Genomic DNA, 24,900 nt, shown 5'->3' on the forward strand with positions numbered 1-24,900 from the left:
CCGCCCCCCCCCCCGGTCAATTACCCCAACCACCCCCCCCCCCCCATGCCCACCCCCTCCAACCCCCCCCCCCCCGGCCGCGCGCGCCCGCCGGCCCCCGCCGGGCCCCCCCCCCCCCCCGCGGCCCGGGGCTCAGAACTCGGTCGGCGTCCAAGCCTGGACCGGGGTGCGCAGCAGCAGGTCGACGGCGGCCGCCGCGCCCGGGCGCAGCTCGGTGACCAGGGCGGCCGCGGCCAGCCCGGACGCGGCCTGCCCGCCCAGGTAGAGCGAGCCCAACTCGGAGGCGCCGAGCGCCAGATCGGCGTCGTCCGCGCTCCTGACGCAGCGACCGGTGCCGTCCTCGGCCACCTCCAGGGCCCAACGCCCCGACGCGTAGCCGAGCTTGTCGTCGACCTCCAGCACCACCCGGCCGGAGGTGTTGTACGTCCGGGCGCCGAACGCGGCCTCGACGTCCAGCACCCGCAGCCACACCTCGTCGCCGTTGCCCTCGTACGGGGTGGCCGCCCGCGGCTCCTGGAGCAGCAGCGGCAGCGGGTCGTCCGGGCCGAGCCTGGACACCGTGACCCGGCCCACCCAGTCGACGGACAGCACGAAGCGCCACAGCTCGACCGCGGTGGGCAGGTCCAGCGCGATGAACTCGCCCACCTCGAGCGTGCTGTCGGGGTAGGCGCCGTCCCACTTGCTCTCGATCCGGTAGAGCACCAGGCCGGTGACCGTCCCGTCGGCGTCCCGGTGGACGGCGGCGAATGGCTCCTTGAAGTCGACACCCGGCGTCCGGAGCTCGCCGGTGGTGCGCAGCCACCACAGCTCGTCGCGCTCGATCGCGCCCGGCTGGGTGCGCCGCCAGCGCTCGTACAGGTCGGCGCCCAGCTCGCGCAGCTCCGTCATGCCCACGAAGTCGATCCGGCCGCCGGGGACCCCCGGCAGGCCGTCGCGCAGGCCCCGGGTGCGGCGCAGGTTGACGTGCAGGCCCGCGCCCCACGTCGCCGGGCCGAAGCCGAACCGGCCGTAGATGTTGTACTCGGCGGCCATCAGGACGGCGACCGCCCTGCCGCGCTCGGCGGCGGCCGCGAGGTCCCGGCGCATCATCGCGCTGAGCAGGCCGCGGCGGCGGTGGGTGGCACTCACCGTGACGTTGGTGATGGCGTCGGCCTGGACGACGGCCCCACCGGGGACGGTCAGTTCGGTGTCGAAGCTGCGGAAGGTGGCGATCTGGCGGTCGCCGTCGAAACCGGCCAACAGCCGGCCCGGCTGCCACTGCCGGCGGCGGATGTCCGTCGCCGGGGGCAGGTGCGGGCGCAGGAACCCGAAGGCGAGCGCCTTGTCCCAGTCCTCCACCTCGTCCTGCGAGACGGCTCGGACCAGGATCCCGTTCACGGTGTCGACGGCCGCGTGATCGATGCTGTTGCCCATGCGGGCCACCGTACGGCGGCCCTCCCGGGGCGGCATCCGAATTAATCCGTGCCCGATCCCAGGTGCTCACCCGGCACCACCACCCAGTGGTTGGTGCGCAGGACGCGGTCCGCGAAGTCCAGGTCCCGTTCGCCGAGCAGCCGGAAGCCGAGCGCCCGGCAGATCCCGTTGGACGGCCCGTTGCCCGCCCCCGGGTTGGCGTGCACCTCGCCCCAGCGGCCGTCCTCGGCGGCGGCGTCCAGCACCTGGCGCACGGCCGCCTTGGCGAGGCCGCGGCCCTGGTAGCCGGGCAGCACCATCCAGCCGATCTCGGAGACCGTCACGCCGTCCTCCTGGTCCGACCAGAGCGTGACCGTGCCCACCGCCTCGTCGTCCGCGGCGCCGTCGGGCACGATCATCCTGATCCAGGAGGCGTCCGCGGCCACCAGGGAGAGGTCCTTGCGCAGCCGCGCCTCCACCCGCTCCCGGGGCAGCGGGCCGCCCAGTTCGGCCATCATCACCGGGTCGCAGCGCATCCGGACGTACGCCTCGACGTCCCCCGCCCGAACATCCCGCAACCGCATGACGCCTCCTCAGTGCCGGTCCGAGCGGCCACGCTAGCGCGGCCCACCGACAGTGGCGTCCGGACGGCCCGGGCTGGCATCCTCGTGCCGGTTCAGGCACAGACGATCCGCATCCCGGGGGAATCCATGGAGGACGAGTACTTCCGCAAGCTGAAGGAGTACGAGGGCCGGTCGTCGACCGCGAAGCTCGTCGGCGCGCCGGCCGTCGCCGGCTGGCTCTGGGCGCTCTGGCTGGTCTTCGTCCCCGGCAACGGGCTCTGCGGCTCGCCGGCCTTCTACGAGCCGACCGGCTTCCACATGCAGGAGGCCTGCGACTCCGAGATGATCGGCCGGATCGGCGGCGCGGTCGCCGTCCTGCTGGTGTCGCTCCCGCTCGCCGCCGCCTGGGGCTGGGCCGTCCTGCGGCTGCGCGACAGCCGCAAGGAGCTGGCCGCCGCCCTGAACGACCGCTGACCGTCCCGCGCCGCCGCGGCACCCGACGCCGTGGACCCGACGCCGCGGGGCCCGGCGGCGCCCCGCCGACGCGAGTTCGAAGACAGGCGCTACGGCCTGGCGTAGAAGTTCGGGGTGCCCATGATCCAGAGGCTGGCCTGCTTGATCGGCATGCCGACCCGCGGGGCCTCGATCATCTGGTCGTCGCCGATGTAGAGCCCGACGTGGTGGATGTCGGCGGCGCGCCCGGTGTCGGTCCAGAAGACCAGGTCGCCGGGGCGCAGTTGGCGGTAGCCGATCGGGGTGCTCTGGGCGTACTGGTCGGCGGCGAAGTGGTTGAGCTGCCGGCCGCCCTCGCGCCAGGCCATCATCGTCAGCCCGGAGCAGTCGTAGCCGCCCGGGCCCTCACCGCCCCAGACGTAGGGCAGGCCGATCTTGGACCTGGCGAAGGCGACGGCGGCGGCCGCGCGCTCGGCGGACCACGGACGGGAGGGCGGCGGCCCCTGGGCCCTGGTGCCGGCCGGGGCGGCCTCCGCCTCCCGGGCGGCCTGCTCGGCGGCGGCCCGGGCGGCGGCCTCGGCCTCGCGGACGGCGATCGCCTCCAGGGCCTCGCGGCGTTGGCGCTCCAGCTCGACGGTGGTGTCCCGGGCGGCGGCCAGCTCGACGAGCAGCTGCTCGCGGCGCTGCGCCGCGGCCGTCACCTCGGCCTGCTGGGCCGCCAGCCGCTGTTCCGCCCGGACCTTGGCCGCGCCGACCTCCGCGGCGGCCCGCCCGGCGGCCTCGGTGGCGGCCCGGGCGGCGGCGGACGCGCTGCGGGCGGCGGCGGCCGTGGAGGTGGCGGCGTCCAGGATCTGTCGGGTGCGTTCGCTGACCTGGCCGATCGCGGCGGCGCGGTCGCCCGCCTCGCGCGGACCGTGGGAGCCGAGCAGCGCGTTGAGCGCGGAGAGTTCGGCGCCCGCGCCCTGCCGGTAGGTCTCGGCCGCGAGCCGGGCCGCGTCATCGGCGGCGGCCGCCCGCTCGGTCTCGGCGATGGCGGCGCGCCGCGCGGCGGCCGCCTCCTCGGCGCGGGCCCGGGCGAGCGCGAGCTGGGCGCCGTTGTAGGCCTCGACGGCCTGCTCGGCGGCGCGCCCGGCCCGGTCCAGCTCGGCCCGGGCGGCGGTGAGCGCGGCCTCCAGGGCGGCGGCCGAGGAGGCCTTGCCCTCGGCCTCGGCCCGGGCCCGGTCGATCTCCTCGGTGCTCGGGTACGGGTCCTCGTCCGCGGCCCGGCCGACCGTCGGCGCGGGGGCCGCGGGGACCGCGGGGGCGGCCTGGGCGGCGGGGAGCAGCCCGAGCAGGGCGGTGAGGGACAACAGGAGGGCCGGCAGGATCCTGCGCGCCACGCGGCATCCCTTCTGACGGGTCCGGAGGGGACGGCGTCGGACGGTGCACGGCCCGCGGGCGGACGGCGGCCGGGGCGGCGGGAGGTCCGATGAATCGTCCCATCACGTGACAGAACGGTCACATGACGCTCATGTTCTCAATTCCGGCGGCCTTCACACCTGGAAAATGCTCGGCTGGTCGGGTGACTATCAGATGATCTGACCAACCTCGGCATTGGCTGAGCGAACAGGCCGAGCGCGACAACCGAGCGAACAGCCGAGCACGCCGGGCCGTCGCACCGGTACGCCGGCGCGCGCGGAACGCCGCGGGCTACCGGCCGATCCGTCGGGTGTGCTTCCGCAGCCGGGGCTGCCGCTCGGGCCGGCGCTCCGGCCCGGTCGGCGCGACGGCGAAGGCCCGGCTGCGCCCGGCCCTGACGGTACGGCGGCGCTGCTGCGCCTGGCGGGAGCGGGCCGGACCGGCCTCGGCCACCCCGGGCGCCGGGTCCGCCGCACCCGGGCGCCGGTCCCCCGCCCCCGCCGCGGCCGCCGAGCGGCGGTCGGCCAGCCGGGCCTGTCGGCGGGCCAGCGCCCGGGCGGCGTGCGCGTCGAGGTGGGCGGTGGCCCGGGCGGCCATCCGCTCGGCCACCCGGTGCGCGGCCGGGTGGTTGGCCGGCACCTTGTCGGGAGCCCCGGCGATCAGGTCGAAGAGCCAGGTGCGGGCCAGGTCCGCGCGCCGGTGCAGCAGGCGCTCGCGCCGGAGCGCACGCGCCCGTCGGCGGGGGCGCGTGGCGTACCGCCAGCGGGCCCACGGGCTGCTCGGGCGGGCCAGCCGGATCGCCCCGATCCAGGACAGGCCGGGGACCATGATCCCGAGCAGGCCGGTCCACACCTTCCCCTTGATCAGGGTGATCACCGAGGCCAGCGCGTTCACCGAGAGGATCGTGACCAGGCCCCACCTGGTCTCCTCGCCGGGCACCACGCCCAGCGGCACGTACCCGACCAGCAGCAGGGAGGTGAACAGGATGCCGAAGATCACCGCGTCCACCGACTTGCGGCCCTGCTCGCTCCAGTACACGTCGTCCAGGTGCAGGATCAGCGCGAACTCGTCCAGCACCAGGCCGCAGCCGATGCCGAAGGCCAGCCCGAACCAGTCGATCCACGGGTGCCCGCCGTAGGTGGCGAACACCCCGATGCCGCCGAGCAGCAGGAAGCCCAGGCCGAACACCATGTGGTGGATGTGCAGGCCGCCCGGGGTCACGTTGCCCGGCCACCAGCTCACCTGGGCGCGGATCATCCGGACGCTGAACCGGATGCAGACGAAGGAGGTGATGAATCCGACCAACAGCAGGAACAGCGGTTGCTTGTGCGCGGCGACGATGTGCTCGCGGTAGCCGTCCAGCAGTGTCGTCATGGGTCTTACCTTCGTTCCTGGTCCTGCGTCCTGCCTGCCGTGACGTGGCCCGGGGCCCAACTCGCCCCCAACACCGGCCGACGTCCGGTCAGAATCCTCGGGTGCGCTTGGCCGCCCGGCGCGGCATGGCCGGGTAGAGCGACGGGAGTTCGGCACCGACCGGCAGCTTCATGAACAGCCGGGCGATCTCCCCGCCCAGGTTCACCCCGACCGCCAGCGCCATCGCGATCGCCGCCGCCCGGAAGACCGACACCAGGCCGGCGCTGGAGTGGCCCTGGGCGAAGGCGAGCATCCCGAGGTAGAGCGCCGAACCGGGCATCAGCGGGCCGATCGCGGCGGTCACGTACGGCAGCGCCGAACCGTTGCGGTAGCGCGCCATCAGCTGGCCGAAGAGGCCGACCAGGCCGGCCGCCACGCCGGTCGCCGCGATCGGGTTGACGCCCGCGTTGTACACCAGCGCGCCGTAGCTGGCCCAGCCGATGCCGCTGTTGACGGTGACCAGGGCCAGGGTGCGGCGGTCGGTCTGGAGCAGTGTCGCGAAGGCCAGGGTCAGCACCATCGCCGCGACCATCTGGACCGGCGGGTAGTTGACGCCCACCAGGCTCTCGTCCGGGCGCAGGTTCGCCTCGAAGCCGACGCCCAGGTAGAGGATCACCATCACGCCGATCACGATGCCCGCGACCAGGTAGACCACTTCCAGCAGGCGGGCGGCGGCGGTGATGTAGAAACCGGTCAGGCCGTCCTGCACGGCGGCGACCAGGGCGCGCCCGGGCAGCAGGGCGAACAGGCCGCCGGTGATCACGACCGAGCCGCGCAGGCCCCAGTCGTTGAACGAGAGGATGATCCCGGAGGCGGCGGCCGGCATCGCGGCCGCCACGAACTGGTAGAACTCCGGCAGCCGGCGCTTGGCCAGCGCGGAGGCCAGCCGGTCGCCGAGGACGGCCGCGACGAAGGCGCTCGCGAACACCAGCCAGCCCTTGTCGTCCATCTTCCCGCCGACCAGGAAGGTCGCCGCGCCGGCCAGCAGGCCGGTGGTCAGGGCGAGGAACCAGGCCGGGTACGGGTGCCGGTTGCGGCGGATCACCGCGAGCCGGCGGTAGGCGTCGTTGACCGTCACCTTCTCCGCGGTGATGTCCGCGACCAGCTCGTACACCGCGTCGAGCCGGGTGTAGTCGGAGGTGCGGCGGCGCACCACGCGGTCGGCGGTGACCGGCGGCTCGACCAGCGAGGGCTGGTACGAGATGCCGATCAGGGTGAAGGTGACCTGCGGCTCGCAGCGGTCCAGCCGGTAGGCGTGCGCGATGCCGAGCATGGCCGCCTCGACGTCCTCGGCGGCCTCGCCGCTGGCCAGCAGCAGCTCGCCGATGCGCAGCGTGAGGTCGAGGATGCGCGGGACGTTGCGGGTGACGGCCGAGGAGGGGTGCATCTCGCGGGCGGTGCGCTCGAAGGCGGGCCGCTCGGACATCGGGGTGCGCAGCAGGGTGCGCATCCGGTCCGGCCAGGGCGCCTCGCCGGGAGCGCCGGCGGTCAGCTCCGGAATGGGGATGCCGGTGGGCGGGGTGTAGCCGGCCGCCCGCCACTCCTCGGGGGTGAGGGTGTCCTCGGCGACCGAGCGGCGGCGGACCGGGCGCTCGGCCTCGGTCCGTCCGGCCTCGGCCCGCCCGGTCTCGGGGCGGGCCGCCGACGCGGGCACCGACGCGGGCTCGGGGGCCAGCAGTCCCTTGGTCTCCGGGACGGGCGGGGCGAGCGGGACGACGGTGGTGGGCTCGACCGGCGGGGCGGCGTGGCCGAGCAGGCCCTCGGTCGGCGGGGCGTCGGCGGGGTGCACCGGCGTCGGGGGTGCCTGCCGCGCCTGTCGGACCGCCCGGCCTCCCCTCGCCCGCTTGCCCGCTCCCGGTCGGCCCCGCTTAGGCACTTCCGCTCCTCGCCACCCCTGGCGGCCGTCTGCCGCCGCTCGATCTCGGGTTACACCTTGCCTGATCGAACAGCTCGACGCACATGTACGCGGCGTCCCGTGGCCGGAGCGGCGGACGCCTACCCGGCGCGGTGGTGGGCGGCCCGCTCCGCGCCGGAGCGGCGCGCCCGCAGCAGCTCGATCGCCACCGGGATCACCGAGACCAGCACGATGCCGACCAGGATGGCCTCGATGTTGTCCCGGACGAACGGGATCTGGCCGAGGAAGTAGCCGAGCACGGTGACGCCACCGCCCCACAGCACCCCGCCGAGCACGTTGAACACCACGAAGCTGCGGTAGTTCATCCTGCTCACCCCCGCGACGATCGGGGTGAAGGTGCGCACGATCGGCACGAAGCGGGCCAGCACGATCGCCTTGGGTCCGTGCCGGTCGAAGAAGGCGGCGGCCTTCTCGACGTTCTCCTGCTTGAAGACCCGGGAGTCGGGGCGGCGGAAGAGGCTCGGGCCGACCTTGCGGCCGAAGAGGTAGCCGACCTGGTCCCCGGCCACCGCGGCAACCACCACCAGCGCGCAGACCAACCAGAGCGGCTGGTGCAGGTAGGTGCCGCCGGCCACCAGCAGGCCGGTGGTGAACAGCAGCGAGTCACCCGGCAGGAAGAAGCCGATCAGCAGACCGGACTCGGCGAAGACGATGGCCAGGATGCCGATCAGGCCGAAGGTGGAGATCAGGGTGGTCGGATCGAGCCAGGACGGGCCGAGGGCGAGGCTGGTCACGGTGCGGCACTCCGGAAGGGTCGAGTCTTGGCAATGAAACAGTAAAGCATTGACAAAGACTCGGCGCGGGGCCGGATGGTTCCCGGGCCGGGAACGCGGACGGGACGCGGACGGAAAGCGCGCGGCCCCGGCGGGGGCCCGGGAGGGCCGGCCCGCCGGGGCCGCGTGGTCGGGGGCGGTCAGAGCCCGTAGCGCTCGACCGTCTCCTCGTGCCGGGCGAGGTCCGCGCCGGCCGCCTTGGCCAGCACCGGCCAGGCGAGCGGGTGCGCCAGGCCGTCGGTCAGCCGCAGCAGCAGGGCGTCGGCCTCGGCGGCCGAGGCGGTCGGCGGCACGCCGAGGGCCGCGTAGACGCCGGGCAGGGTGTCGCCGCCGTCCGCCGGGTCGGTGATCCGGTACTGGTCCCCGCTGTACACCCAGACCGCGTACCCGGCGTCGTGCAGTTCCTCGCGCAGGGCCGACCACCGCTCGTCCCCGGGCCAGGCGCCGTCGATCCAGTGCGTGGTGTACCCGGCCGGGTCGAGCAGGGTGAGCAGCTCGAACACCGGGCGCCAGTGCCGCCGCTCCTCCTCGGGCGCGTCCTCGGCCGGCGGGCGCTCCAGCAGGGCCGGGGCGAAGACCACCACGTCGCCGTGGTTGAGCGTGAGGTCGTCGCCGAGCACCGGCAGGATGCGGGCGGTGGCCGGGCCCGTCCGGAGCGCGGGCAGGTCGGACGTGGCGCCGTTGGTCCGGGTGGCGCGGATGGTGACGAGCTGCCACTCCTCGTCCACCGGGCCCTCGGGCTCGTCGAACTCGATGTCGAGCAGCGCGCCGGTGGAGCGGACCACGGCCCAGTCGCGGTTGGCGGTGGCCGCGGTGATCAGGTGCCACAGGTCCGGCTCCTGGACCTGCCGGTGGCCCTCCTCCTCGGCGGCGCCGTCGGCCGGCGCCGCGCGCTCCAGCAGCTCCAGGTACATCCGCTGCGCGGTGGCGTGGTCCCCCAGCTCGGTGGCGGCGTGGGCGGCGAGTCGGCGGGTGTTGATCACCTCGTCGTCCAGGGCCAGGATCGTCCGGCACCGCTCCAGCGCCTCGGCCCAGCGACCCTCGGTGGCGGCCCAGCGGGCGCGTATCCAGTGCCCGTCGGCGGGGGCGGTGACGGACACCCGGTCGGCGAGGCGGCGGATGCCCTCGGCGTCCCCGGCCTCGATCAGCATCTCGCCGAGCGCACCGGTCAGCTCGCGGTCCGCCGCGTCCTGCTCCACGTACCGCCACAGCAGCTCGGCCGCGGCCCGGGCGTGGCCGAGGCCGCCCAGCACGGTGGCCAGGAGCACCGCCAGTTCGGTGGCGCCGGCCTGCTCACCCCGGTACCGGTCCAGGGCGACGGAGAGCAGGTCGGCGCCGGTCTCGTAGGGCACCCCGGTCTCGGCCAGGTGCGCCGTCAGCTCGCCCGGCGGGACCGGCAGCTCGGGCTCCGGCAGTGCCTCGGCGGCCGCGCGCAGGGCCGCGACCTGCTCCGACACGCCGTCGGTGCGGCGCAACCGGGTGAGCTGACGCTCCCCCGTCGCGGCGAGCGTCAGCGCCACCGTGCGGGCGCCCCGGGCGAGCGCGAGCCGACCCGCCGCCAGCAGCAGGTCCACGCACGGGCGGTGCGCGCCGACGCCGTCCAGGTAGCCGACCCAGCCGGCCAGGACGGCGCCCAGCTCGGCGTCGTTCTCCCGCGCTCCGGCCGCGACCAGCAGCTCGACCGTCTGCGTCCAGGCGGGGCGCAGGTCGGCGTGGCGCTCGGCCTCGGCCCGCTCGGGCAGCAGGGCGAGCGCCTCCTCGGTGCGGCCGAGCGAGGCGAAGGCGCGGGCCCGCAGCAGGGCGCCCCAGCGCTGGTCGCGCTCGTCCAGCCGGCGCCCCCGCGCCTGCTCGGCCCGCTCGGCGGTGTCCAGCAGCTCCAACACCTCCTCGTGCCGGCCCAGCAGGTGCAGGGTGCCGGCCCGGGCCTGGTGGAAGCGGAGCGAGACCGACTGGCCGGCCGCCCGCATCCGGTTGGCCGCGGAGTCCAGGTGGTCCAGCGCCTCGCCCGCCCGGCCGTCGTCCTCCAGGGCGTCGGAGTACTCGCGGGAGAGGCAGTCGTAGCAGGCCCGGTCGGGCTCGATCCGGCCGAGCGTCTCGCCGACCACGGCGAGGCGCTCGGCCACGTACCCCGGTCCGTCGACCCGGGCGTGGCAGATCGCGAAGTCCTGCACCACGCAGACGGACTGCGGGCAGCCCGCCGTCTCCTCCCGGTGCGCGAAGTCCAGCAGGTCGACCGCCTCGGGCAGCACCGCCTCGCCCTGCTGGCGCTTGTTCAGCAGGTTCTGCATCCGCCAGTGCCGCAGGTAGACCTCGACCCAGGGCAGGCCGAGCGCCCGGGCGGCGGCCACCGCCTCCGGGTAGAGCGCGTCCAGCTGCTCGTTGCGCCCCTCGGTGGCGTGCTCGGGCAGCTCGACGATGGCGTCGGCCAGCCGGTGGTGGCCGGCCTCGGCGAGCTGCCGGTGGGTGTCGCGCACCCAGGCCCAGATGTCGGTGGTCATGCCCGTTCCCCCTGCGTCGTGCTGATGAGTTGTCTACCGCACCCCACTGACAGTCCGTCCGTCACGGCTCCTCCGAGAGGACGCCGGGGCTGTCCGGGACCTCCGGCAGACCGGCCGGGACGGCGGCGGTCAGGGCGGACACCGCCGTGCCGATGCCGCTCAGCGCGGTGGTGAGGTCGCCCTCGGACGGACCGGACGAGGCCGCGGCCATGATCACCTTGATCGAGCGGAGCAGCCCGGCCGCCGTCGCGCTGCCGGTGTGCCCGGCGCGGTAGGCGGCGAGCAGGTCGTGGACCGCCGGACTGTCCAGGTTGAGGTACAGCCGGGCCCGGACCTGGCCGTCGGTGCGGGCGGTGAAGGCGCGGGCCAGCCGCAGGGCGGCGGACGGGATCCGGGCGTCCGCCTGGTCGTCCTCGATCCTGGCCTTCAGCTCGGCCTCGCGGTCCGGCACCAGCACCAGCGGCAGGCCGGGCGGGTCGAAGCGGGCCGGGACGAGTTGCTCGCCCGGGTCGGCGAGGGCGCCCGCCAGCCAGGCCGCCTCGTGCTGCGGCAGCGGGTGCTCCGGGTCGCGGAACAGCTCGCGGTCGCCCTTCTCGCTGCCCAGCTCGACCACCCGGCAGCCGCGCAGCTCGGCGTAGCGGTGCAGGAACGGCCGGACGGCGTAGCGGTCGCCGCGCGCGATCGGCACCCGCATCGCCCGGTACAGCATCTCCTCGAAGCCGCCGCCGCTGCCGATCGCGAGGTGCACCGCGCCGCCGCCCGCCGCGCGCAGCGCGCCGGCCGTGAGGTCGCCCTGGGAGGTGGGCACCGGGACGTCGTCGGCGAGCAGGGTGAACAGCCGCTCGTCGCAGAGCGCGGCACCGAGCAGGTCGGTGCCGCGCCGGGTGAGGATGCGGCGCCACGCGGCGGGCCGCAGCCGGGCGGTCTCGTAGAGGCCGTCCACGATGGCGTCGGCGAGGACCTTCCGGAGCGCGTGGTAGTGCTCGTCGCGCTGGAGGTCCTCACGGCTGGCGGTGGGGGTGAGCCGGTTGGACTCGACCACGCCGCCGACGAACCCGGCCCAGCGGGGCAGCAGGTCGCGGGCGTCCTCGGCGAGCAGCATGCCGCGCAGGTAGACGGCGAGGTCGCGGTTGTCGCTGGTGCCGTAGCTGCCGCCGTCCTGGACCCAGAGCAGGCCGACCGCGTCGGTCACGCCCTCGACCGGCTGGACCGGGAAGGCGGTGAGCGGCTCGAAGCGGCGACCGAACGCGGCGGCGAAGCGCATCCGGGCAGCGTACTGGTCGCCGTCGGAGGGGCGGCGCGAAGCGTCTCGGCCGAGGGTGGCGGTGGGCGACGGGAGGGCCTGCTGCCGCCAGGGCACCTCGACGGAGTTGACCGGCCGCTCGTCCGCGCCGACGTACACCGGGATCGACAGCAGCACGCAGTAGCGGCCGAGCACGTCGCGCAGGACGTCCTCGTCGGCGAGGTGGCCGTGCTCGGGCTTGAGCGCCAGCTCGACCACCGTGCCCGGGTGGGGCCGGGCGGGCACCGGCTCGACCTGGTACTGCTCGCCGCCGCGGCTGCGGTAGCGGTGGCCGAGCCACGGTTCGCGGTGCGAGGTGGTGGTGACGGTGACTTCGTCGGCGACCGAGAAGGCGGAGAGGAAGCCCAGGCCGAAGGCGCCGATCAGCTCCTGGTTCCCGGTCAGTTCGCGCAGCATCCGGGTGTAGCCGGTGCCGACGGTGGCCAGGTAGGAGTGGATCTCGGGTTCGGTGAGGCCGGCGCCGGTGTCCTCGATGGCGACGGTGCGCCGGGCGGCGTCGGCACGCACCCGGATCAGCGGGCGGTGGTCGCCGTCCGGGTCCTCCAGGAGCCGGCGGGTGTGCGAGTCGTGGGCGTTCTGGACGAGTTCGCGCAGGGCGACCAGCGGGGTGGAGTAGAGGTGGGTGGCGAGGACGTTCACCAGGCCGCCGAGATCGACCTCGGTCGTCCGCAGCTCCTCGTCGGGGGTGGGCTCGGGCGGGGCACCATCAGACATGGGTCCTCAGTGTGCCAGTGCGACTATCCGTCGACCATTTCTTTCTCCTCGGCTCCTTCCTGACGGAATGGCGAAATGACGGAATGCGGTCAATTTTGAATTGACCGCCCCGCCACCATCGGGGGATTCGCCACCCGTTCGGTGGAGTTCGTCCACATCACTGGTGAATGCCGAACGGACGACGCCAGGCCACGGCGCCCGGGGCGGCCACTGCGGGCGGCGCCACGATTCGCACTTCTCGCCAGGGAGACCACCGTGTCCCGTATTCGCGCAGCCGCCGCCGTCACCGTCCTCGGCGCCTTCCTCCTCGTCGGATTCGGTGCCGCCACCGCGCACGCCGGCAACGGCGCCGGCCCGGCCGACCACTCCGGCGGCAGCGTGGTGGGCAACGCCGGCTCCGGCAACATCGTCGGCAACGTCCACGGCACCGTGGTCAACACCCAGCAGACGGCCACCGGTTCGGGTGCGGGCAACCAGCACAACGGCCTCGCGGTGACGGGCAACAGCGGGAGCGTCGGCGCCCAGCAGAGCAACGGCGGGACGGCCGGCCCCCGACAGGGCGACGACGGGAACGCGGGCACCACCCAGTCCGACCGCGGCGTCGACGCGCGGGCCCACTACCCCCGCGTCCTCCACTAGCCCCTGCGCCGCTCGCCCCTCAGGGCGCCCCTTCCCCGGGAACACCCAGCACCGCCCGGCCGAGCCGCAGCAGGCAGTCCCCGAGGTCCGGCCGGGCACTGTGCGGACGGTTCCGCACCCCGTCGTTGACCAGCGCGAACAGCGCGTGCACCCGGATCCGGGCGGTCGCCGCGTCGTACCCGGGGTGCACCTGCCGCAGCAGTCCGACCCAGGTGCGCAGGAAGTCCCGCCGGAAGTCCACCGCGGCCCGGCGGTCGGGCGGGGCCAGCCGCTCCGTCTCGCTGAGCATCGCGCCCAGGTAGTCGCCGTTGCGCAGCGCGAAGCCGACGTACGCGCCCAGCCCGGCCTCCAGCGCCGCCCCGGGCCCGGCGGCGGCCGCGATCGCGCCGTCCACCTCGTGCCAGAGCCGTTCGCGGCTGCGCACCAGCGAGGCGGCGAGCAGCTCGGCCTTGCTGTCGAAGTGCCGGTAGACGCTCGGGCCGGATATGCCGACGGCGGCGCCGAGTTGGTCGGTACTGACGTTGTCGAAGCCGCGCTGGTGGAACAGCCGCACGGCCGCCGCGAGCAGCTCCTCCCGGCGCGCCCGCGGCCTGGCCTCCGGTGCCGGCCGCGTCACCGGCCGCGTCATCGGTACGCCGACGGACCCCGTGGCCGCACTGCCCAGGGGGACCGCGCCGTCCAGGGGGACCGCGAGGACGGCCGCGACCATCTCACGCAGCAGCGCCTCGGCCCGCCGGGGCTGCGGCGCCGCCGACTGGTAGGACAGCCCGGCGCAGGCCGAGAGCGCCGACCAGCAGAGCAACTCGGCGTCATCATCGGCCAGTTCGGGCCGTTCCGCGCGCAGCACCGCGGCCATCAGCGCGACGTCGGCGCGCAGTTCACGGCGCAGCGCCGCCCGCCGGGCCGGCGGCAGCAGCCGGGCGTCGCGCTGCACCAGGGTGCCGAGCGGACGGTGGCCGACCGCGACGGCGGCCAGTGCGGTGCCGAGGTCGGCGGTGGTGCGGGCCGCGCGCAGGCCTTCGGCGAGCGCGTCCAGGCCCAGGCGGACGGCCCGGTCGAGCAGTTCGGGCTTGCCGCGGAAGTGCCGGTAGAGCGCCGGCGCGGTGATCCCGACGCCGGCGGCGACCTCGGTCATCGAGACCTGGTGGTAGCCGCTGCGGTGGAAGCGGTCGGCGGCCACGGCCAGGATCTGGGCGCGCCGCCCGGGCGGCCGTCGGACCACCATGGCGGGCCCCCTCTCCTGCGAGCGTCGACGGAAGGCTAGCAAGGATTCACTTCACGCCCCTCCAGGCCGTTCCCCACGGGCTTTTCACCCCCGGCCGACTCTGGACAGCCGAAGCTACCCCCGATTAACTTGTGGGGCCATCACCAGGCACGTTCCGCTCCGGTCGGCAGCCCCGGCCGGTGCCGTCGAAGGGAGCGCCGCCGTGCGCCGCACCGTGTTCAACGAGGACCACGAGGCCTTCCGGGAGACCATCCGGGACTTCATCGCCAACGAGGTCGTCCCGGTCTACGAGAGCTGGGAGGCCGAGGGCCACCCGCCGCGCGACTTCTACCGGCAGCTCGGCGCGCTCGGCGTCTACGGCATCGAGGTGCCGGAGGAGTACGGCGGCGCGGGCGAGAGCGGGTTCAAGTACCAGGCGGTGATCGCCGAGGAGACCGCCCGGGCGGGCGTCAGCTTCGGTTCCTCCGGCGTGCACACCGGCCTGGTGCTGCCCTACCTGCTGGAGTACGCGAACGAGGAGCAGAAGCGGCGCTGGCTGCCCGGCTTCGTCTCCGGCGACATCATGACCGCGATCGCGATGACCGAGCCGGGCGCCGGCTCCGACCTCGCGGGCATCTCCACCACCGCGCGGCTCTCCGAGGACGGCACCCACTACGTCCTGAACGGCGCCAAGACCTTCATCACCGGCGGTGTGCTGGCCGACCTCGTCCTGGTGGTCTGCCGCACCGCCCCGCACGACCCGGAGAACCGCCGGGCCGGACTGTCCATCCTCTGCGTGGACACCGCCTCCGAGGGCTACACCGTCGGCCGCAAGCTCCAGAAGATCGGCCTGCGCACCTCGGACACCGCCGAGTTGGCGTTCGACGACGTCCGGGTTCCGGTGGAGAACCTGCTCGGCGAGGAGGGCCGGGCGTTCTCCTACCTGACCCACAACCTGGTGCAGGAGCGCCTCGCGATCGCCGTCGGCGCGTACGCGGCGGCCGCGGCGGCGGTGCGGTTCGCGGTGCAGTACGTCAAGGACCGCAAGGTGTTCGGCAAGGCGGTCGCCGACTTCCAGAACACCAAGTTCACCCTGGCCGACTGCGAGGCCCAGGTGGTGGCGCAGCAGTCGATGGTGGACCGGGCGCTGGAGCTGTACCAGAACGGCGAGTTGACCGTCGCGGACGCGGCCGCGGCGAAGCTGTTCTGTACCGAGTCGGCCTCCACCGTGATCGACAAGTGCCTCCAGCTGCACGGCGGTTACGGCTACATCCTGGAGTACCCGATCGCCCGGCTCTACACCGACAACCGGGTGTTCCGGATCTACGGCGGCACCAGCGAGGTCATGCGCAGCATCATCGCCAAGTCGCTCGGCCTGTAGGGCCGTTCAGCCCGTTCAGCCAGTTCGAACGCTGCGGCGGGTCGCCCTCGGGCGGCCCGCCGTACCCGTACCGGCACCCTCACCGGCGGCCGTCCCGGCTCAGTTGGGCGAGCTGTGCTCGGCGCGCCAGGCCTCCCAGCCCGCCGTGGACGCCACCCGCGCCTCGCGCAGGGCCCGTTGGGCCATCGCGGCCGGTCGCGCCTCCAGGCCGCGCACCCACGTGCGCCCCGCGGTGAGCAGGGCCACGCAGACCATCGTCGCCCCGGCCGCGCTGAGCACCGTGCCGATCGCGGTGAGCGCCAGGCCGCCGGCCAGCACCGGACGGTTGACCTGGAAACCGCTGAACATTCTCTGGTTGGTCGCCATGCCTCCACGATGCGGGCAGTCGGCGGGGGCCGCACCTCGGACTGCTCGGGCGGGACGGCCCCGGGCCGGTCTCCTGGATTTCGTCGGATCAGGGCGCGGCGCCTCCGGGTGCGGGCCGCCCGGGCGTCCGCGACCCTGGGCACACGGAGTGCGCCCGGACCCGGAGCGAGGAGGAGGCGCGATGCCCGATCTCGAACAGCTCACCGTGGAGCACGCCGCCCGGGCGGCCGAGAGTCCGCACGGGCGCAGCGCCCACCTGGTCCTGCACGACGGGATGCTGCGGCAGACCGTGATCGCGCTGACCGCGGGCACCGCGCTGGACGAGCACAACCCGCCCACCGCGGGCAGTGTCCAGGTGTTGCGCGGCCGGGTCTCGCTGACCATCGCCGGCCGGCGGCTGGAACTGCCGGCCGGCCACCTGGAGCCCGTCCCGCAGGAGCGGCACGGGCTGCTGGCGCACGTCGACTCGGTGGTGCTGCTGACCGCCGTCACCGCGTAGCGGGCGGGGGCTCCACGGGGTTGAACACGCTGTCGCTGACCAGCCGCAGTCCGCGCAGGAAGTCCTGCCCGCTGGGCGCGAGTTCGGGCGCGGCCAGCCACTGGGCGCAGTAGCCGGCCAGCAGGGTCTGGTAGAAGGCCCCGCGGGCGACCTCCTCCTCGGTGTCCGGCACCTCGGGCACCCCCTGGAACACGGCGGCCAGCCCGAGCCGCCCCTCCTTCTGCGCCGCCGCGAAGGCCTGCGCCAGGTCGGGGGCGTGCCCGGCCTGGGCGAGCGCCTCGAACTGGGCCGCCCAGAGCCCGCGGTGCTCGACGAAGACGCCCCGCAGGCCGTCCCAGACGGCGGCGAAGCGCACCTCCGGGTCGTCCGACACCTGGTTGGCGGCGATCACCACCGCTCCCATGGCCGCCCCCATCTCCCCGATCGCCTCGACCATCGCCGCGTTGAGCAGCGCCTCCTTCGAGCCGAAGTGGTAGCCGATCGCGGCCAGGCTGACGCCGGAGGCGGTCGCGACGTCACGGGCGGTGGTGCGCCCGTAGCCCTTCTCGTACAGGCAGCGCTTGGCGCCGGCCATCAGGTCTTCGCGGTTTCCCATGCCCTGATCCTACGGAAGCCCTGGACGGATGTCTTGCACATTTGTACTAGACAAGCGTCTGACACATCCGTACCGTCTTCCCCATGACCGCAACCACCGGCCGCGCAGGCCGTCGCGAATGGATCGGCCTGGCCGTTCTCCTGCTCCCGACCCTCGTCCTCACCATGGACATGGGCGTGCTCTTCTTCGCCGTCCCGTACATCTCCACCACGCTGGCGCCGAGCGGCACCCAGCAGCTGTGGATCATGGACATGTACTCGTTCCTGCTGGCCGGGCTGCTCATCACGATGGGTGCCCTGGGCGACCGGATCGGCCGCCGCCGGCTGCTGATGATCGGCGCCGCCGGCTTCGCGGGCGCCTCGCTGCTGGCCGCCTGGTCGCACGACGCCGGCCAGCTGATCGCGGCCCGCGCGGTGCTCGGCGCGGCCGGGGCCACCGTGATGCCCTCGACGCTCGCGCTGATCCGCAACATGTTCCACGACCCCAGGCAGCGGCAGATCGCGCTCGGCGCCTGGGGCGGCGTCCTCACCGCGGGGGCCACCCTCGGCCCGGTCGCCGGTGGCCTGCTGCTGGAGCACTTCTGGTGGGGCTCGGCCTTCCTGCTCGCCGTCCCGGTGATGGCCCTGGTGCTGCTGACCGCGCCCGTCCTGCTCCCCGAGTACCGCTCCCCCGGCCGCACCGGCCGCTTCGACCTGCTCGGCGCCGTACTCTCGCTGGCCGCGATCCTGCCGCTGGTCTACGGCGTCAAGACGGTCGCCGTCGACGGCTGGAGCCCGCTGCCGGGGCTCGCCATCCCCGCCGGGCTGCTGCTGGCCGCCGCCTTCGTCCGGCGCCAGCGCACCGCCGCCGACCCGCTGCTCGACCTGAGCCTGTTCCGGATCCGCACCTTCAGCGGCGCGATCAGCGTCAACAGCATCGCGATGTTCGCGATGATGGGCTTCTCGCTCTTCACCTCGCAGTACCTCCAGCTGGTCAAGGGCATGAGCCCGCTGACCGCCTCGCTCTGGTCGCTGGTGCCGAGCCTGGGCGTCGGCGCGGCGGTCGGGATCAGCTCGGCGCTGGCAGGGAAGGTCCGCCCGGCGGTACTGATGGGCGGCGGGTTCCTGGTCGGTTCGGCGGGCTTCGCGATGATGACCCGGGTCGGGGCGCACTCCCCGCTGGCGCTCATCCTCACCGCGGCGGGCGTGCTGGCCGCCGGGACGGTCGGCACCATGACGATGACCGCCGAGATGGTCGTCTCCGCCGCCCCGGTCGAACGGGCCGGCGCCGCCTCCGCCACCTCCGAGACCGCCGTCGAACTCGGCAGCTCGCTCGGCATCGCCCTGCTCGGCGCGGCCGGCGCCGCGGTCTACCGCCACCGGCTGGACGGTGCCCTCCCGGCCGGCGTCGACGGCGAGGCCGCCCGGGCCGCCCAGGACACCCTCGGCGGCGCGGTCACCGTCGCCGGCCACCTGCCCGGCCGGGTCGGCGCCGACCTGCTGGAGACCGCCCGCACCGCCTTCACCGACGGCCTGCACGTCGCGGCCGTGGTCGGCCTGGTCTTCGCGCTGGGCGCCGCGGCCCTGGCCTACCGCCTGATGCGCCACCTCCCGGCCGCCACCACCGCACCCACCGCCGAGCCCGAGACCACCCCCGTGTGACCCACCCGGCCCGATCCACGCGAGTCATCGAGAGCCCCCGCCCACCCGGCCGGGGGCTCTCCGCCGTTCACGGGCGCCGATCATCCGCCCCCGACCCCGCCCGACCGACCGCCCGACCGCCCGAGGCCACGACAGACGCCGAACACCGCCGCCCGGGGCAACGGAGACTCCCCACCGGTCGGCACGCCCGGCCCACAGCCCCCGCCGCCACCCGGAACACCCGGAACACCCGGAACACCCGCGAGACGCCTGCCTCGGCCCGGCCGGGCGAGTCACCCGGGGGCCCACGCCCCTGCGGGACGCCCAGCCGTCGTCATCCGATCAGTCGTGGTCACCGTCCAGCATGATCGCCATTTCCTCCAGGGTGACGCAGCCTTCACGGCCCTCCGCCGCCGACTCGTCCGCGAGCCGGTTCAGCCACTCGTCCTCGGTTTCCGCAGGGCCCCGGCTCACGGTGTCCCCGGCGTTCTTCTCGCGTGTGGCCCGACGGTACGGCCTGGAGCCCGGGTGCACGTGGCCGTTGGGACCAGCCTCCGGCCAGGAGCCGTGTTCAGCGCCGAGGGCCTTGCCGACGCGGCGGCGCGGGGACTCCACCCGGAGGTGGAGCGCGGCGGGTCCACCCCCGGGTGGGTGTGCCGGCGGCCCGGTCGGAGGACCGTGGAGGCACACCTCGGATCCGACCGCCGGGAGTCCTGATGCCCCTGCCCTCCCTCCTCTCCCTCCTCGGCCTGCTCTGCTGGATCGCCTACGAGCTGCTGCTGCGCCGGCGCGAGGACGCCTCCGCCGGCACCTGGCACGCCGACCGCCGCGACCGCGGGTCGACCCGGCTGCTGCTCGGCTGCTACGCGGCCTCGGTCCTGGTCGTGGCGCTGTTCGACCGCGCCGGGATCGGCGAACTGCCCGCCTGGGCGCGCTGGTTCGGGGTCGCCATGGTGGCCGCCGGGCTGGCCCTGCGGGCCTGGGGCATGCGCACCCTGGGCCGGTACTACACCCGCACCCTGCGCACCGTGGAGACCCAGCAGCTGGTCCGCGGCGGCCCGTACCGGCTGATCCGGCACCCCGGTTACACCGGCAGCCTGCTGGTCTGGGGCGGCTACGCGGTCGGCACCGGCAGCTGGGTGGCCGCCCTGGTGGTCGCGGCGCTGCTGCCGGCCGCGTACGGCTGGCGGATCTCCGCCGAGGAACGGCTGCTGCTGGACGCCTTCGGGAGCGAGTACGAGGAGTACCGTCGGGTGTCGAAGCGTCTGGTGCCGTTCGTCTATTGAACGCGCCGAACGCACCGGCACGAGCGGCGCATGTGAGCTTCGGCACCTGTAATTCGGCCAGCTGGGCACCGCGGTCCTCGCGATCCGCCTGCACGGCACCTGGTTTTTGGCCAGCGTTTCCCGGCCGGTGTATCCGTTCGCCGTCAGGGCCAGGCATACTGGCCAGCACGGGCGCTAGCGCCCGCCATGACTCTAGACAAGAAGGGACCGGTGGCCAGGGATGCTGCGGAACGGTCTTGAGCCCTGGCACATTCTCGTGGTGCTGGCGGTCGTAGTCCTGCTGTTCGGATCGAAGAAGCTGCCCGAGATGGCCCGTGGTCTGGGCAAGTCCATGCGCATCCTGAAGGCCGAGACCAAGGCCATGCGCGAGGACGACACCCCGGCGGACGCCGCCGGTACCGCGCAGAGCACCGCCGGTACCGCGCAGAGCACCGCCGCTCCCCAGCAGAGCGCCGACCGCCCGGCCGTCACGCCGACCAACGTGACCAAGGCCACCGAGACCAAGCGGCCCGAGACGACCGCCTGATCCTCACTCCTTGACTCCGGAAAGCCCCTGGTGACCCACCAGGGGCTTTCCGCGTTCCGGGGCCGTCCGGGCACCCGGGCCCTCCCGACTGGCCGTCCGATCTGATCCGTTGTCTCCTGGTATGCACCCACCGGAGGAACGGAGTCCCGGCATGCCCACCGACGAGCCCGGCGGCGAGCGCGACGGTAAGCGTGACGGCGAGCCCGGTGCCGGCTCCGGTCCCGGCGACGGTCCCGGCGACGGGTCCGGTGACGGACTGGCCGAGCTGCGGGCCCGGCTGAGCGCCGTCGAGGCCCAGGAGGCGCGGCTCGCCGAGCAGTTGGCAGCCGGGCCGGCAGCGCGCCCGCCCCGGCACCGGGTGCGCTCCTTCTTCGCCGCCCTGCTGATCGTGCTGGCCTGTGTGCTCACCCCGCTCGGCGCCCTCGCGCTCTGGGCGAGGTCCGAGATCAGCGACACCGACCGCTACCTCGCGACGATGGCCCCGCTGGCCGAGGACCCCCGGATCAAGGCGGCCGTCACCGACCGGGTGACCGCGGAGATCATGAAGAAGCTCCCGCTCGACTCGCTGCTCGACGGCCTCGCCCCGGACGACAAGCCCAAGCTCGGCGCGCTGCTGGGCGGCGTCGGCCAGGCCCTGGAGGGCGGGCTCAGCGGCTTCGTCCACACCCAGGTCGAGCGGCTGGTGGACAGCGACGCCTTCGTCACCCTCTGGACGGACGTCAACCGGGACGCGCACGCCGCCGTCGTGCAGATGGTGACCGGGCAGGGCGGCGGCGCCGTCGAGGTGCACGGCAACACCGTGGTGCTCGACCTCGCCCCGGTGATCGCCCGGGTGAAGTCCAAGCTGGTCGACCAGGGGATCCCGCTGGCCTCCCGGATCCCGGAGATCCACACCTCCTACCCGCTGGTGCAGTCCGACGCCCTGCCGGAGATCCGCACCGCCCTGCGGGTCCTGAACCTGGCCGGGTTCTGGGTGCCGGTGCTGGCCGGCGCCTGTGCGCTCGGCGGGGTGCTGCTCGCCGCGCGGCGCCGCCGGGCCGTGGTGGTGGCGTCCCTCGGCATGGCGGGCGGGGCGCTGCTGCTGGGCGTCGGGCTGAGCGTGTTCCGGGCCGTCTACCTGGACCGGCTGCCGGCCGACGTCGACCAGGCGGCCGCCCAGGCGGTGTACGACACCCTGGTGCGGTACCTGCGCTCGGCCGTCCGGGTGGTGGTCACCCTCGGCCTGCTGGTCGCGCTCGGCGCCTGGGTCATCGGCCCGGGGCGCTGGGCGCGCACCGTCCGGGGCGGCTGGCGCGCCGGGCTGGGCGGGGTCCGGCGGGCGGCCGGACGGGCCGGCCTGCGGCTCGGGCCGGTCGGCCGGTTCGTCCACCGCTGGAAGGCCCCGCTGGGCTGGCTGGCGGTCGCGCTCACGGCACTGGCCTTCGTGCTGTGGAGCTACCCGACGGTGCTGGTGACGCTCTGTCTGGCGCTCGGGCTGCTCGCCGTCCTGGCGGTGCTGGAGCTGCTGGACGAGCCGGGGGCGGGGCGGGCCGAGCAGGCCGGGCCGGTCGGGCCTTCTCGGCCGGTGGCCTGAAGGGGAGCCCGGGGTCCGGCGGGGGCCGGCCCGATCGGAGCAGGCGGGAGGGCGGGCGGGAGCGGGTGCGGCGAGGCTGGACGGGATGTCCGAGAACCCGCCGCCGCCTACCGACCTGAGGGCCTGGTTCTGGCTGCTGTGCGCGTCGACGCTGCTGATGGTCGGGTACTTCACCCTGCCGTTGGAGTGGCTGGGCGAGCGCCGGCCGCGGCTGAGCTGGCTGGCCTTCGTGGGGGCGCTGGTCGGGATGAGCTGGCTGATGCTGGCCAAGATCGTCGGCGTGATGCGGGGCACCGCCAAGCGGCCGGTGGTCTGGCTGATCTTCCTGATCTTCCTCGCGCTGACCATCTTCGCGGGGACGTACTTCGTGCTGGGCTCGCACAAGGCGGAGTTCGACGGGCTGGAGACCCGGCTGGACGCGCTGTACTTCACGGTCGTGACGATGGCCACCGTGGGGTACGGCGACATCACCCCGGCGGGGCAGACGGCCCGACTCGTGGTGACGCTCCAGATCGGGTACAACTTCGTGTTCCTCGCGGCCGCGGCCGGGACGGCGTCCCGGGCGATCCGGGGGAACGTCGAGCAGAGGATCCGGAAGCAGGAGTGAACCCGCCGGCGTCGGCGCGGGCGGGCCCGTACCAGCGGACGGCGCGGGCGACGACCGCGTCGAACCGCGGGCCGTGGGCCGTGGGCCTGGGCCGAACCCACCGCCTTGTCCACAGGCTGTGGACAAGGCGGTGGACTCAGGAACGGCTGGTGTCGATCACGCAGAAGCGGTTGCCGTCCGGGCAGGCGAGGACCGTCCAGTCGTCCCCGACCAGGCCGCCGCGCGGGACGTAGTCGAGGGCGGCCGTCCGGAAGGCGACGGCGCGGGACATGTCGCAGACGCCGAGGGCGAGGGATCCGATCGTCAGCACGGGCCCGTTCTGGCGGGCCGTCAGTCGTCCTGGAGGTCGGCGGCGGTGTGGAGGGTGGCGAACAGGGCCGAGAGGCGGGTGTTCCAGTTGGCGTACGTCGGGACGTCGACGGCGTGCTTCTTGCCCATGTCCCGGACCACCTTCTGGGCGTTCCTGAGCTCCTGGGCGGCGTCGTCCGGGTTGCCCTCGTTGAGGCGCGCGGCGGTGGCGTCGAGGATCCTCAGCAGCTCCGCCTGCTTGTCCCGTTCCTTGCCGACCTGGGCCTGGGCGACGGCCTGGCGGAAGGACTGGATCTGCAGCGCGGCGGGCTGGTTGCGCGGGACGGCCGAGGTGGGCGTGGAGGGCGCGGTGGTGGTGGGCGCCGCCGAGGTCGGCGTGGAGGCCTTCGGGGCGGGGGTCGTGGCCTGGGTGGTGGGCGTCGCCGCCGGAGCGGTGGCCGCGGCCGGTTTGGCGGCGGCCGCACCGTCGGCCGGTCCGTCGAAGGCGGTGAGGGCCAGCGCCGTGACCCCGGCGAGGCCCGCCACGCCCAGCGCCCCGAGCACCAGCGGCTTGCGCCGGCTGCGGGCGGGGGCGGGGACAGGGGCCGGCGCCGGGGCGGGGGCGGGGATCGGCGCCATCACCGAGGTGGCGGCCGGCGGCTGGGGCGGCAGCACGGTGGTGTGCTGCTGGTTCGGCGAGGGGGCGGCGGCAACGGGCGGGAGGAACCGGGTGGCAGCCCCGGCGGTGTTCGCGAGCAGCTCGGCGGTCGGGTCGCCGACCATCAACCCCGGCACGGTGGTGAGGAGTTCGGCCCGCGCGGCGGCCGCGTCGGCCGGGCGGTCGGCCGGGTTCTTGGCCAGCAGCCGCAGCACCGCCGCGTCCAGCGCGGGCGGCAGGCCGGGGCGGCGGACGGACGGCGGCAGGGGCTGCTCGCTGACGTGCTTGAAGGCGATCGCCACCGGGGTCTCCGCGGTGAACGGGGTCGCGCCGGTGAGCATCTCGGTGAGCACGCAGCCGACCGCGTACAGGTCCGTCCGCCCGTCCAGCGCCGAGGCGGTGGCCTGTTCGGGCGAGAGGTAGGCGGCCGTACCGAGCACGCTCGCGGTCTGGGTGAGGTTGCTGGAGGAACCGGCCCGGGCGATGCCGAAGTCGACGACCTTCACCCCGCCGTCGTCGGTGATCATGATGTTCCCGGGCTTGATGTCCCGGTGCACCAGTCCGGCCGCGTGCGCGACCGACAGCGCCTCGCAGACCGCCGCCGCGATGCCGACGGCGCGCTCCACCGGCAGCGCCTGCCGCTCCGCCAGCAGGGCGGCCAGCGAACGGCCGCTGACCAGCTCCATGACGATGAACGGGGTGCCCTGGTCCACGCCGGAGTCGAAGACCATGACGATCCTCGGGTGCGCCAGCATGGCCGCGTGCTGGGCCTCGCGGCTGAAGCGCTCGGCGAAGCGGGGGTCGTCGGCGAGACCGCCGTTGAGCACCTTGACGGCCACCTGACGGCCCAGCACCCGGTCGACGCCGCGCCAGACGGTGGCCATGCCGCCGACGCCGAGCAACTCGACGAGTTCGTAACGCCCGTTCAGCGCCCGTCCGATCACCTGGAGCTCCCCTCACGTGCCCTGCCCGGGGTCCCGGGCCGCCTCGTGCACCTGTGCACGATAGCCGCACCGCCGGTCGGGCCGAACGCCCCGACCAGGGGCGGAGGGTGGCGGTCGGGGGACCGGGCAGCGGTCCCCCGGCCGCCGGCACGGGGGTGCGGCCCGCCCTGACTGCGGGCGGGCGGGCCGCACGTTTCCGGGCCGGCCGGGCCGGCGGCGCGTCCGGGGGGTGCGCCTACCGGTCCGGCCGGGGCCGGCCGGGTGGCCGGTGGGCACGGGGGAGCCGACCGGCC

At 74.7% G+C, this 24,900-nt stretch carries 23 protein-coding genes; 9 read left to right on the forward strand and 14 right to left on the reverse strand.

Annotated features, from left to right (window positions below):
* Positions 1 to 132 precede the first annotated feature (132 nt).
* Together ACGF13_RS02185 and ACGF13_RS02190 are read right to left on the reverse strand one after the other, a co-directional pair.
* Positions 133 to 1,413, reverse strand: a complete 1,281-nt coding sequence (locus ACGF13_RS02185) for a GNAT family N-acetyltransferase (protein WP_392867947.1) — start codon at positions 1,411 to 1,413, stop codon at positions 133 to 135.
* Between the two features lie 41 nt (positions 1,414 to 1,454).
* Entirely contained in the window at positions 1,455 to 1,976 is a 522-nt protein-coding gene (locus tag ACGF13_RS02190) for a GNAT family N-acetyltransferase (RefSeq protein WP_392867950.1), read from the reverse strand.
* Between the two features lie 126 nt (positions 1,977 to 2,102).
* On the opposite strand from ACGF13_RS02190, the gene ACGF13_RS02195 reads away from it, so the two are divergent.
* Positions 2,103 to 2,429, forward strand: coding sequence for a hypothetical protein (locus tag ACGF13_RS02195; protein WP_392867953.1), 327 nt, complete (start codon positions 2,103 to 2,105; stop codon positions 2,427 to 2,429).
* Between the two features lie 89 nt (positions 2,430 to 2,518).
* Here the strand turns inward: ACGF13_RS02195 and ACGF13_RS02200 are convergent, their stop codons facing one another.
* The 6 genes from ACGF13_RS02200 to ACGF13_RS02225 form a co-directional block, all read right to left on the reverse strand.
* Positions 2,519 to 3,787: a C40 family peptidase gene (locus tag ACGF13_RS02200; RefSeq protein WP_392867954.1), complete on the reverse strand. Its 1,269-nt coding sequence runs from the start codon at positions 3,785 to 3,787 to the stop codon at positions 2,519 to 2,521.
* Between the two features lie 310 nt (positions 3,788 to 4,097).
* Positions 4,098 to 5,180, reverse strand: a complete 1,083-nt coding sequence (locus ACGF13_RS02205; RefSeq protein ID WP_392867957.1) for a hypothetical protein — start codon at positions 5,178 to 5,180, stop codon at positions 4,098 to 4,100.
* 88 nt (positions 5,181 to 5,268) lie between these two features.
* Positions 5,269 to 7,008, reverse strand: a complete 1,740-nt coding sequence (locus ACGF13_RS02210) for a threonine/serine exporter family protein (RefSeq protein WP_392867960.1) — start codon at positions 7,006 to 7,008, stop codon at positions 5,269 to 5,271.
* A 206-nt stretch (positions 7,009 to 7,214) separates the two neighbouring features.
* The gene (locus tag ACGF13_RS02215) at positions 7,215 to 7,868 is read right to left on the reverse strand and encodes a DedA family protein (RefSeq protein WP_392867963.1); all 654 of its coding nucleotides are present in this window, start codon (positions 7,866 to 7,868) and stop codon (positions 7,215 to 7,217) included.
* Between the two features lie 179 nt (positions 7,869 to 8,047).
* A complete protein-coding gene (locus tag ACGF13_RS02220) occupies positions 8,048 to 10,405 on the reverse strand; it encodes a hypothetical protein (RefSeq protein WP_392867966.1) in 2,358 nt (785 codons plus the stop codon).
* Positions 10,406 to 10,466: 61 nt separating this feature from the next.
* A complete protein-coding gene (locus tag ACGF13_RS02225; protein WP_392867968.1) occupies positions 10,467 to 12,422 on the reverse strand; it encodes an ATP-binding protein in 1,956 nt (651 codons plus the stop codon).
* Between the two features lie 255 nt (positions 12,423 to 12,677).
* On the opposite strand from ACGF13_RS02225, the gene ACGF13_RS02230 reads away from it, so the two are divergent.
* Positions 12,678 to 13,061: a hypothetical protein gene (locus tag ACGF13_RS02230; protein ID WP_392867970.1), complete on the forward strand. Its 384-nt coding sequence runs from the start codon at positions 12,678 to 12,680 to the stop codon at positions 13,059 to 13,061.
* Between the two features lie 19 nt (positions 13,062 to 13,080).
* Here ACGF13_RS02230 and ACGF13_RS02235 read toward each other — a convergent pair whose 3' ends face one another.
* A complete protein-coding gene (locus ACGF13_RS02235) occupies positions 13,081 to 14,286 on the reverse strand; it encodes a TetR/AcrR family transcriptional regulator (RefSeq protein ID WP_392867972.1) in 1,206 nt (401 codons plus the stop codon).
* 202 nt (positions 14,287 to 14,488) lie between these two features.
* Here ACGF13_RS02235 and ACGF13_RS02240 point away from each other — a divergent pair, with 202 nt between their 5' ends.
* Positions 14,489 to 15,646 carry an acyl-CoA dehydrogenase family protein gene (locus tag ACGF13_RS02240; RefSeq protein WP_392867974.1) on the forward strand — a complete coding sequence of 386 codons (1,158 nt, stop codon included), beginning with the start codon at positions 14,489 to 14,491 and terminating at the stop codon, positions 15,644 to 15,646.
* Positions 15,647 to 15,745: 99 nt separating this feature from the next.
* Here the strand turns inward: ACGF13_RS02240 and ACGF13_RS02245 are convergent, their stop codons facing one another.
* The gene (locus ACGF13_RS02245) at positions 15,746 to 16,012 is read right to left on the reverse strand and encodes a hypothetical protein (protein WP_392867977.1); all 267 of its coding nucleotides are present in this window, start codon (positions 16,010 to 16,012) and stop codon (positions 15,746 to 15,748) included.
* Positions 16,013 to 16,193: 181 nt separating this feature from the next.
* Between ACGF13_RS02245 and ACGF13_RS02250 the strand changes: the two genes are divergently transcribed.
* Complete coding sequence (locus ACGF13_RS02250) at positions 16,194 to 16,511, forward strand: cupin (RefSeq protein WP_392867979.1); 318 nt, start codon at positions 16,194 to 16,196, stop codon at positions 16,509 to 16,511.
* Here ACGF13_RS02250 and ACGF13_RS02255 read toward each other — a convergent pair.
* Positions 16,501 to 17,106 (reverse strand): TetR/AcrR family transcriptional regulator, encoded by a 606-nt coding sequence (locus ACGF13_RS02255; RefSeq protein WP_392867982.1) that lies wholly within the window; start codon positions 17,104 to 17,106, stop codon positions 16,501 to 16,503. The two genes, ACGF13_RS02250 and ACGF13_RS02255, sit on opposite strands and share 11 nt — an antisense overlap.
* 83 nt (positions 17,107 to 17,189) lie before the next feature.
* Here ACGF13_RS02255 and ACGF13_RS02260 point away from each other — a divergent pair, with 83 nt between their 5' ends.
* Complete coding sequence (locus ACGF13_RS02260) at positions 17,190 to 18,746, forward strand: MFS transporter (protein ID WP_392867985.1); 1,557 nt, start codon at positions 17,190 to 17,192, stop codon at positions 18,744 to 18,746.
* A 321-nt stretch (positions 18,747 to 19,067) separates the two neighbouring features.
* Here ACGF13_RS02260 and ACGF13_RS02265 read toward each other — a convergent pair whose 3' ends face one another.
* Positions 19,068 to 19,199: a hypothetical protein gene (locus ACGF13_RS02265; protein WP_392867988.1), complete on the reverse strand. Its 132-nt coding sequence runs from the start codon at positions 19,197 to 19,199 to the stop codon at positions 19,068 to 19,070.
* 242 nt (positions 19,200 to 19,441) lie between these two features.
* On the opposite strand from ACGF13_RS02265, the gene ACGF13_RS02270 reads away from it, so the two are divergent.
* The 4 genes from ACGF13_RS02270 to ACGF13_RS02285 all read left to right on the forward strand — a co-directional run bounded on the left by ACGF13_RS02270 (position 19,442) and on the right by ACGF13_RS02285 (position 22,717).
* Entirely contained in the window at positions 19,442 to 20,011 is a 570-nt protein-coding gene (locus tag ACGF13_RS02270; protein WP_392867990.1) for a methyltransferase family protein, read from the forward strand.
* Positions 20,012 to 20,231: 220 nt separating this feature from the next.
* On the forward strand, positions 20,232 to 20,537 hold the full coding sequence (gene tatA, locus ACGF13_RS02275) for a Sec-independent protein translocase subunit TatA (protein ID WP_392867992.1): 306 nt from the start codon (positions 20,232 to 20,234) through the stop codon (positions 20,535 to 20,537).
* Positions 20,538 to 20,688: 151 nt separating this feature from the next.
* Positions 20,689 to 22,110 carry a hypothetical protein gene (locus ACGF13_RS02280; protein WP_392867994.1) on the forward strand — a complete coding sequence of 474 codons (1,422 nt, stop codon included), beginning with the start codon at positions 20,689 to 20,691 and terminating at the stop codon, positions 22,108 to 22,110.
* An 85-nt stretch (positions 22,111 to 22,195) separates the two neighbouring features.
* Positions 22,196 to 22,717 (forward strand): ion channel, encoded by a 522-nt coding sequence (locus ACGF13_RS02285; protein ID WP_392867997.1) that lies wholly within the window; start codon positions 22,196 to 22,198, stop codon positions 22,715 to 22,717.
* Positions 22,718 to 22,853: 136 nt separating this feature from the next.
* Here ACGF13_RS02285 and ACGF13_RS02290 read toward each other — a convergent pair whose 3' ends face one another.
* Complete coding sequence (locus ACGF13_RS02290) at positions 22,854 to 23,027, reverse strand: hypothetical protein (RefSeq protein WP_392867999.1); 174 nt, start codon at positions 23,025 to 23,027, stop codon at positions 22,854 to 22,856.
* A gap of 20 nt (positions 23,028 to 23,047) precedes the next feature.
* Positions 23,048 to 24,607 carry a protein kinase gene (locus tag ACGF13_RS02295; RefSeq protein ID WP_392868002.1) on the reverse strand — a complete coding sequence of 520 codons (1,560 nt, stop codon included), beginning with the start codon at positions 24,605 to 24,607 and terminating at the stop codon, positions 23,048 to 23,050.
* Between the last annotated feature and the right edge of the window lie 293 nt (positions 24,608 to 24,900).

It is taken from the genome of Kitasatospora sp. NPDC048286, from assembly GCF_043201735.1.
Taxonomy (GTDB): domain Bacteria; phylum Actinomycetota; class Actinomycetes; order Streptomycetales; family Streptomycetaceae; genus Kitasatospora.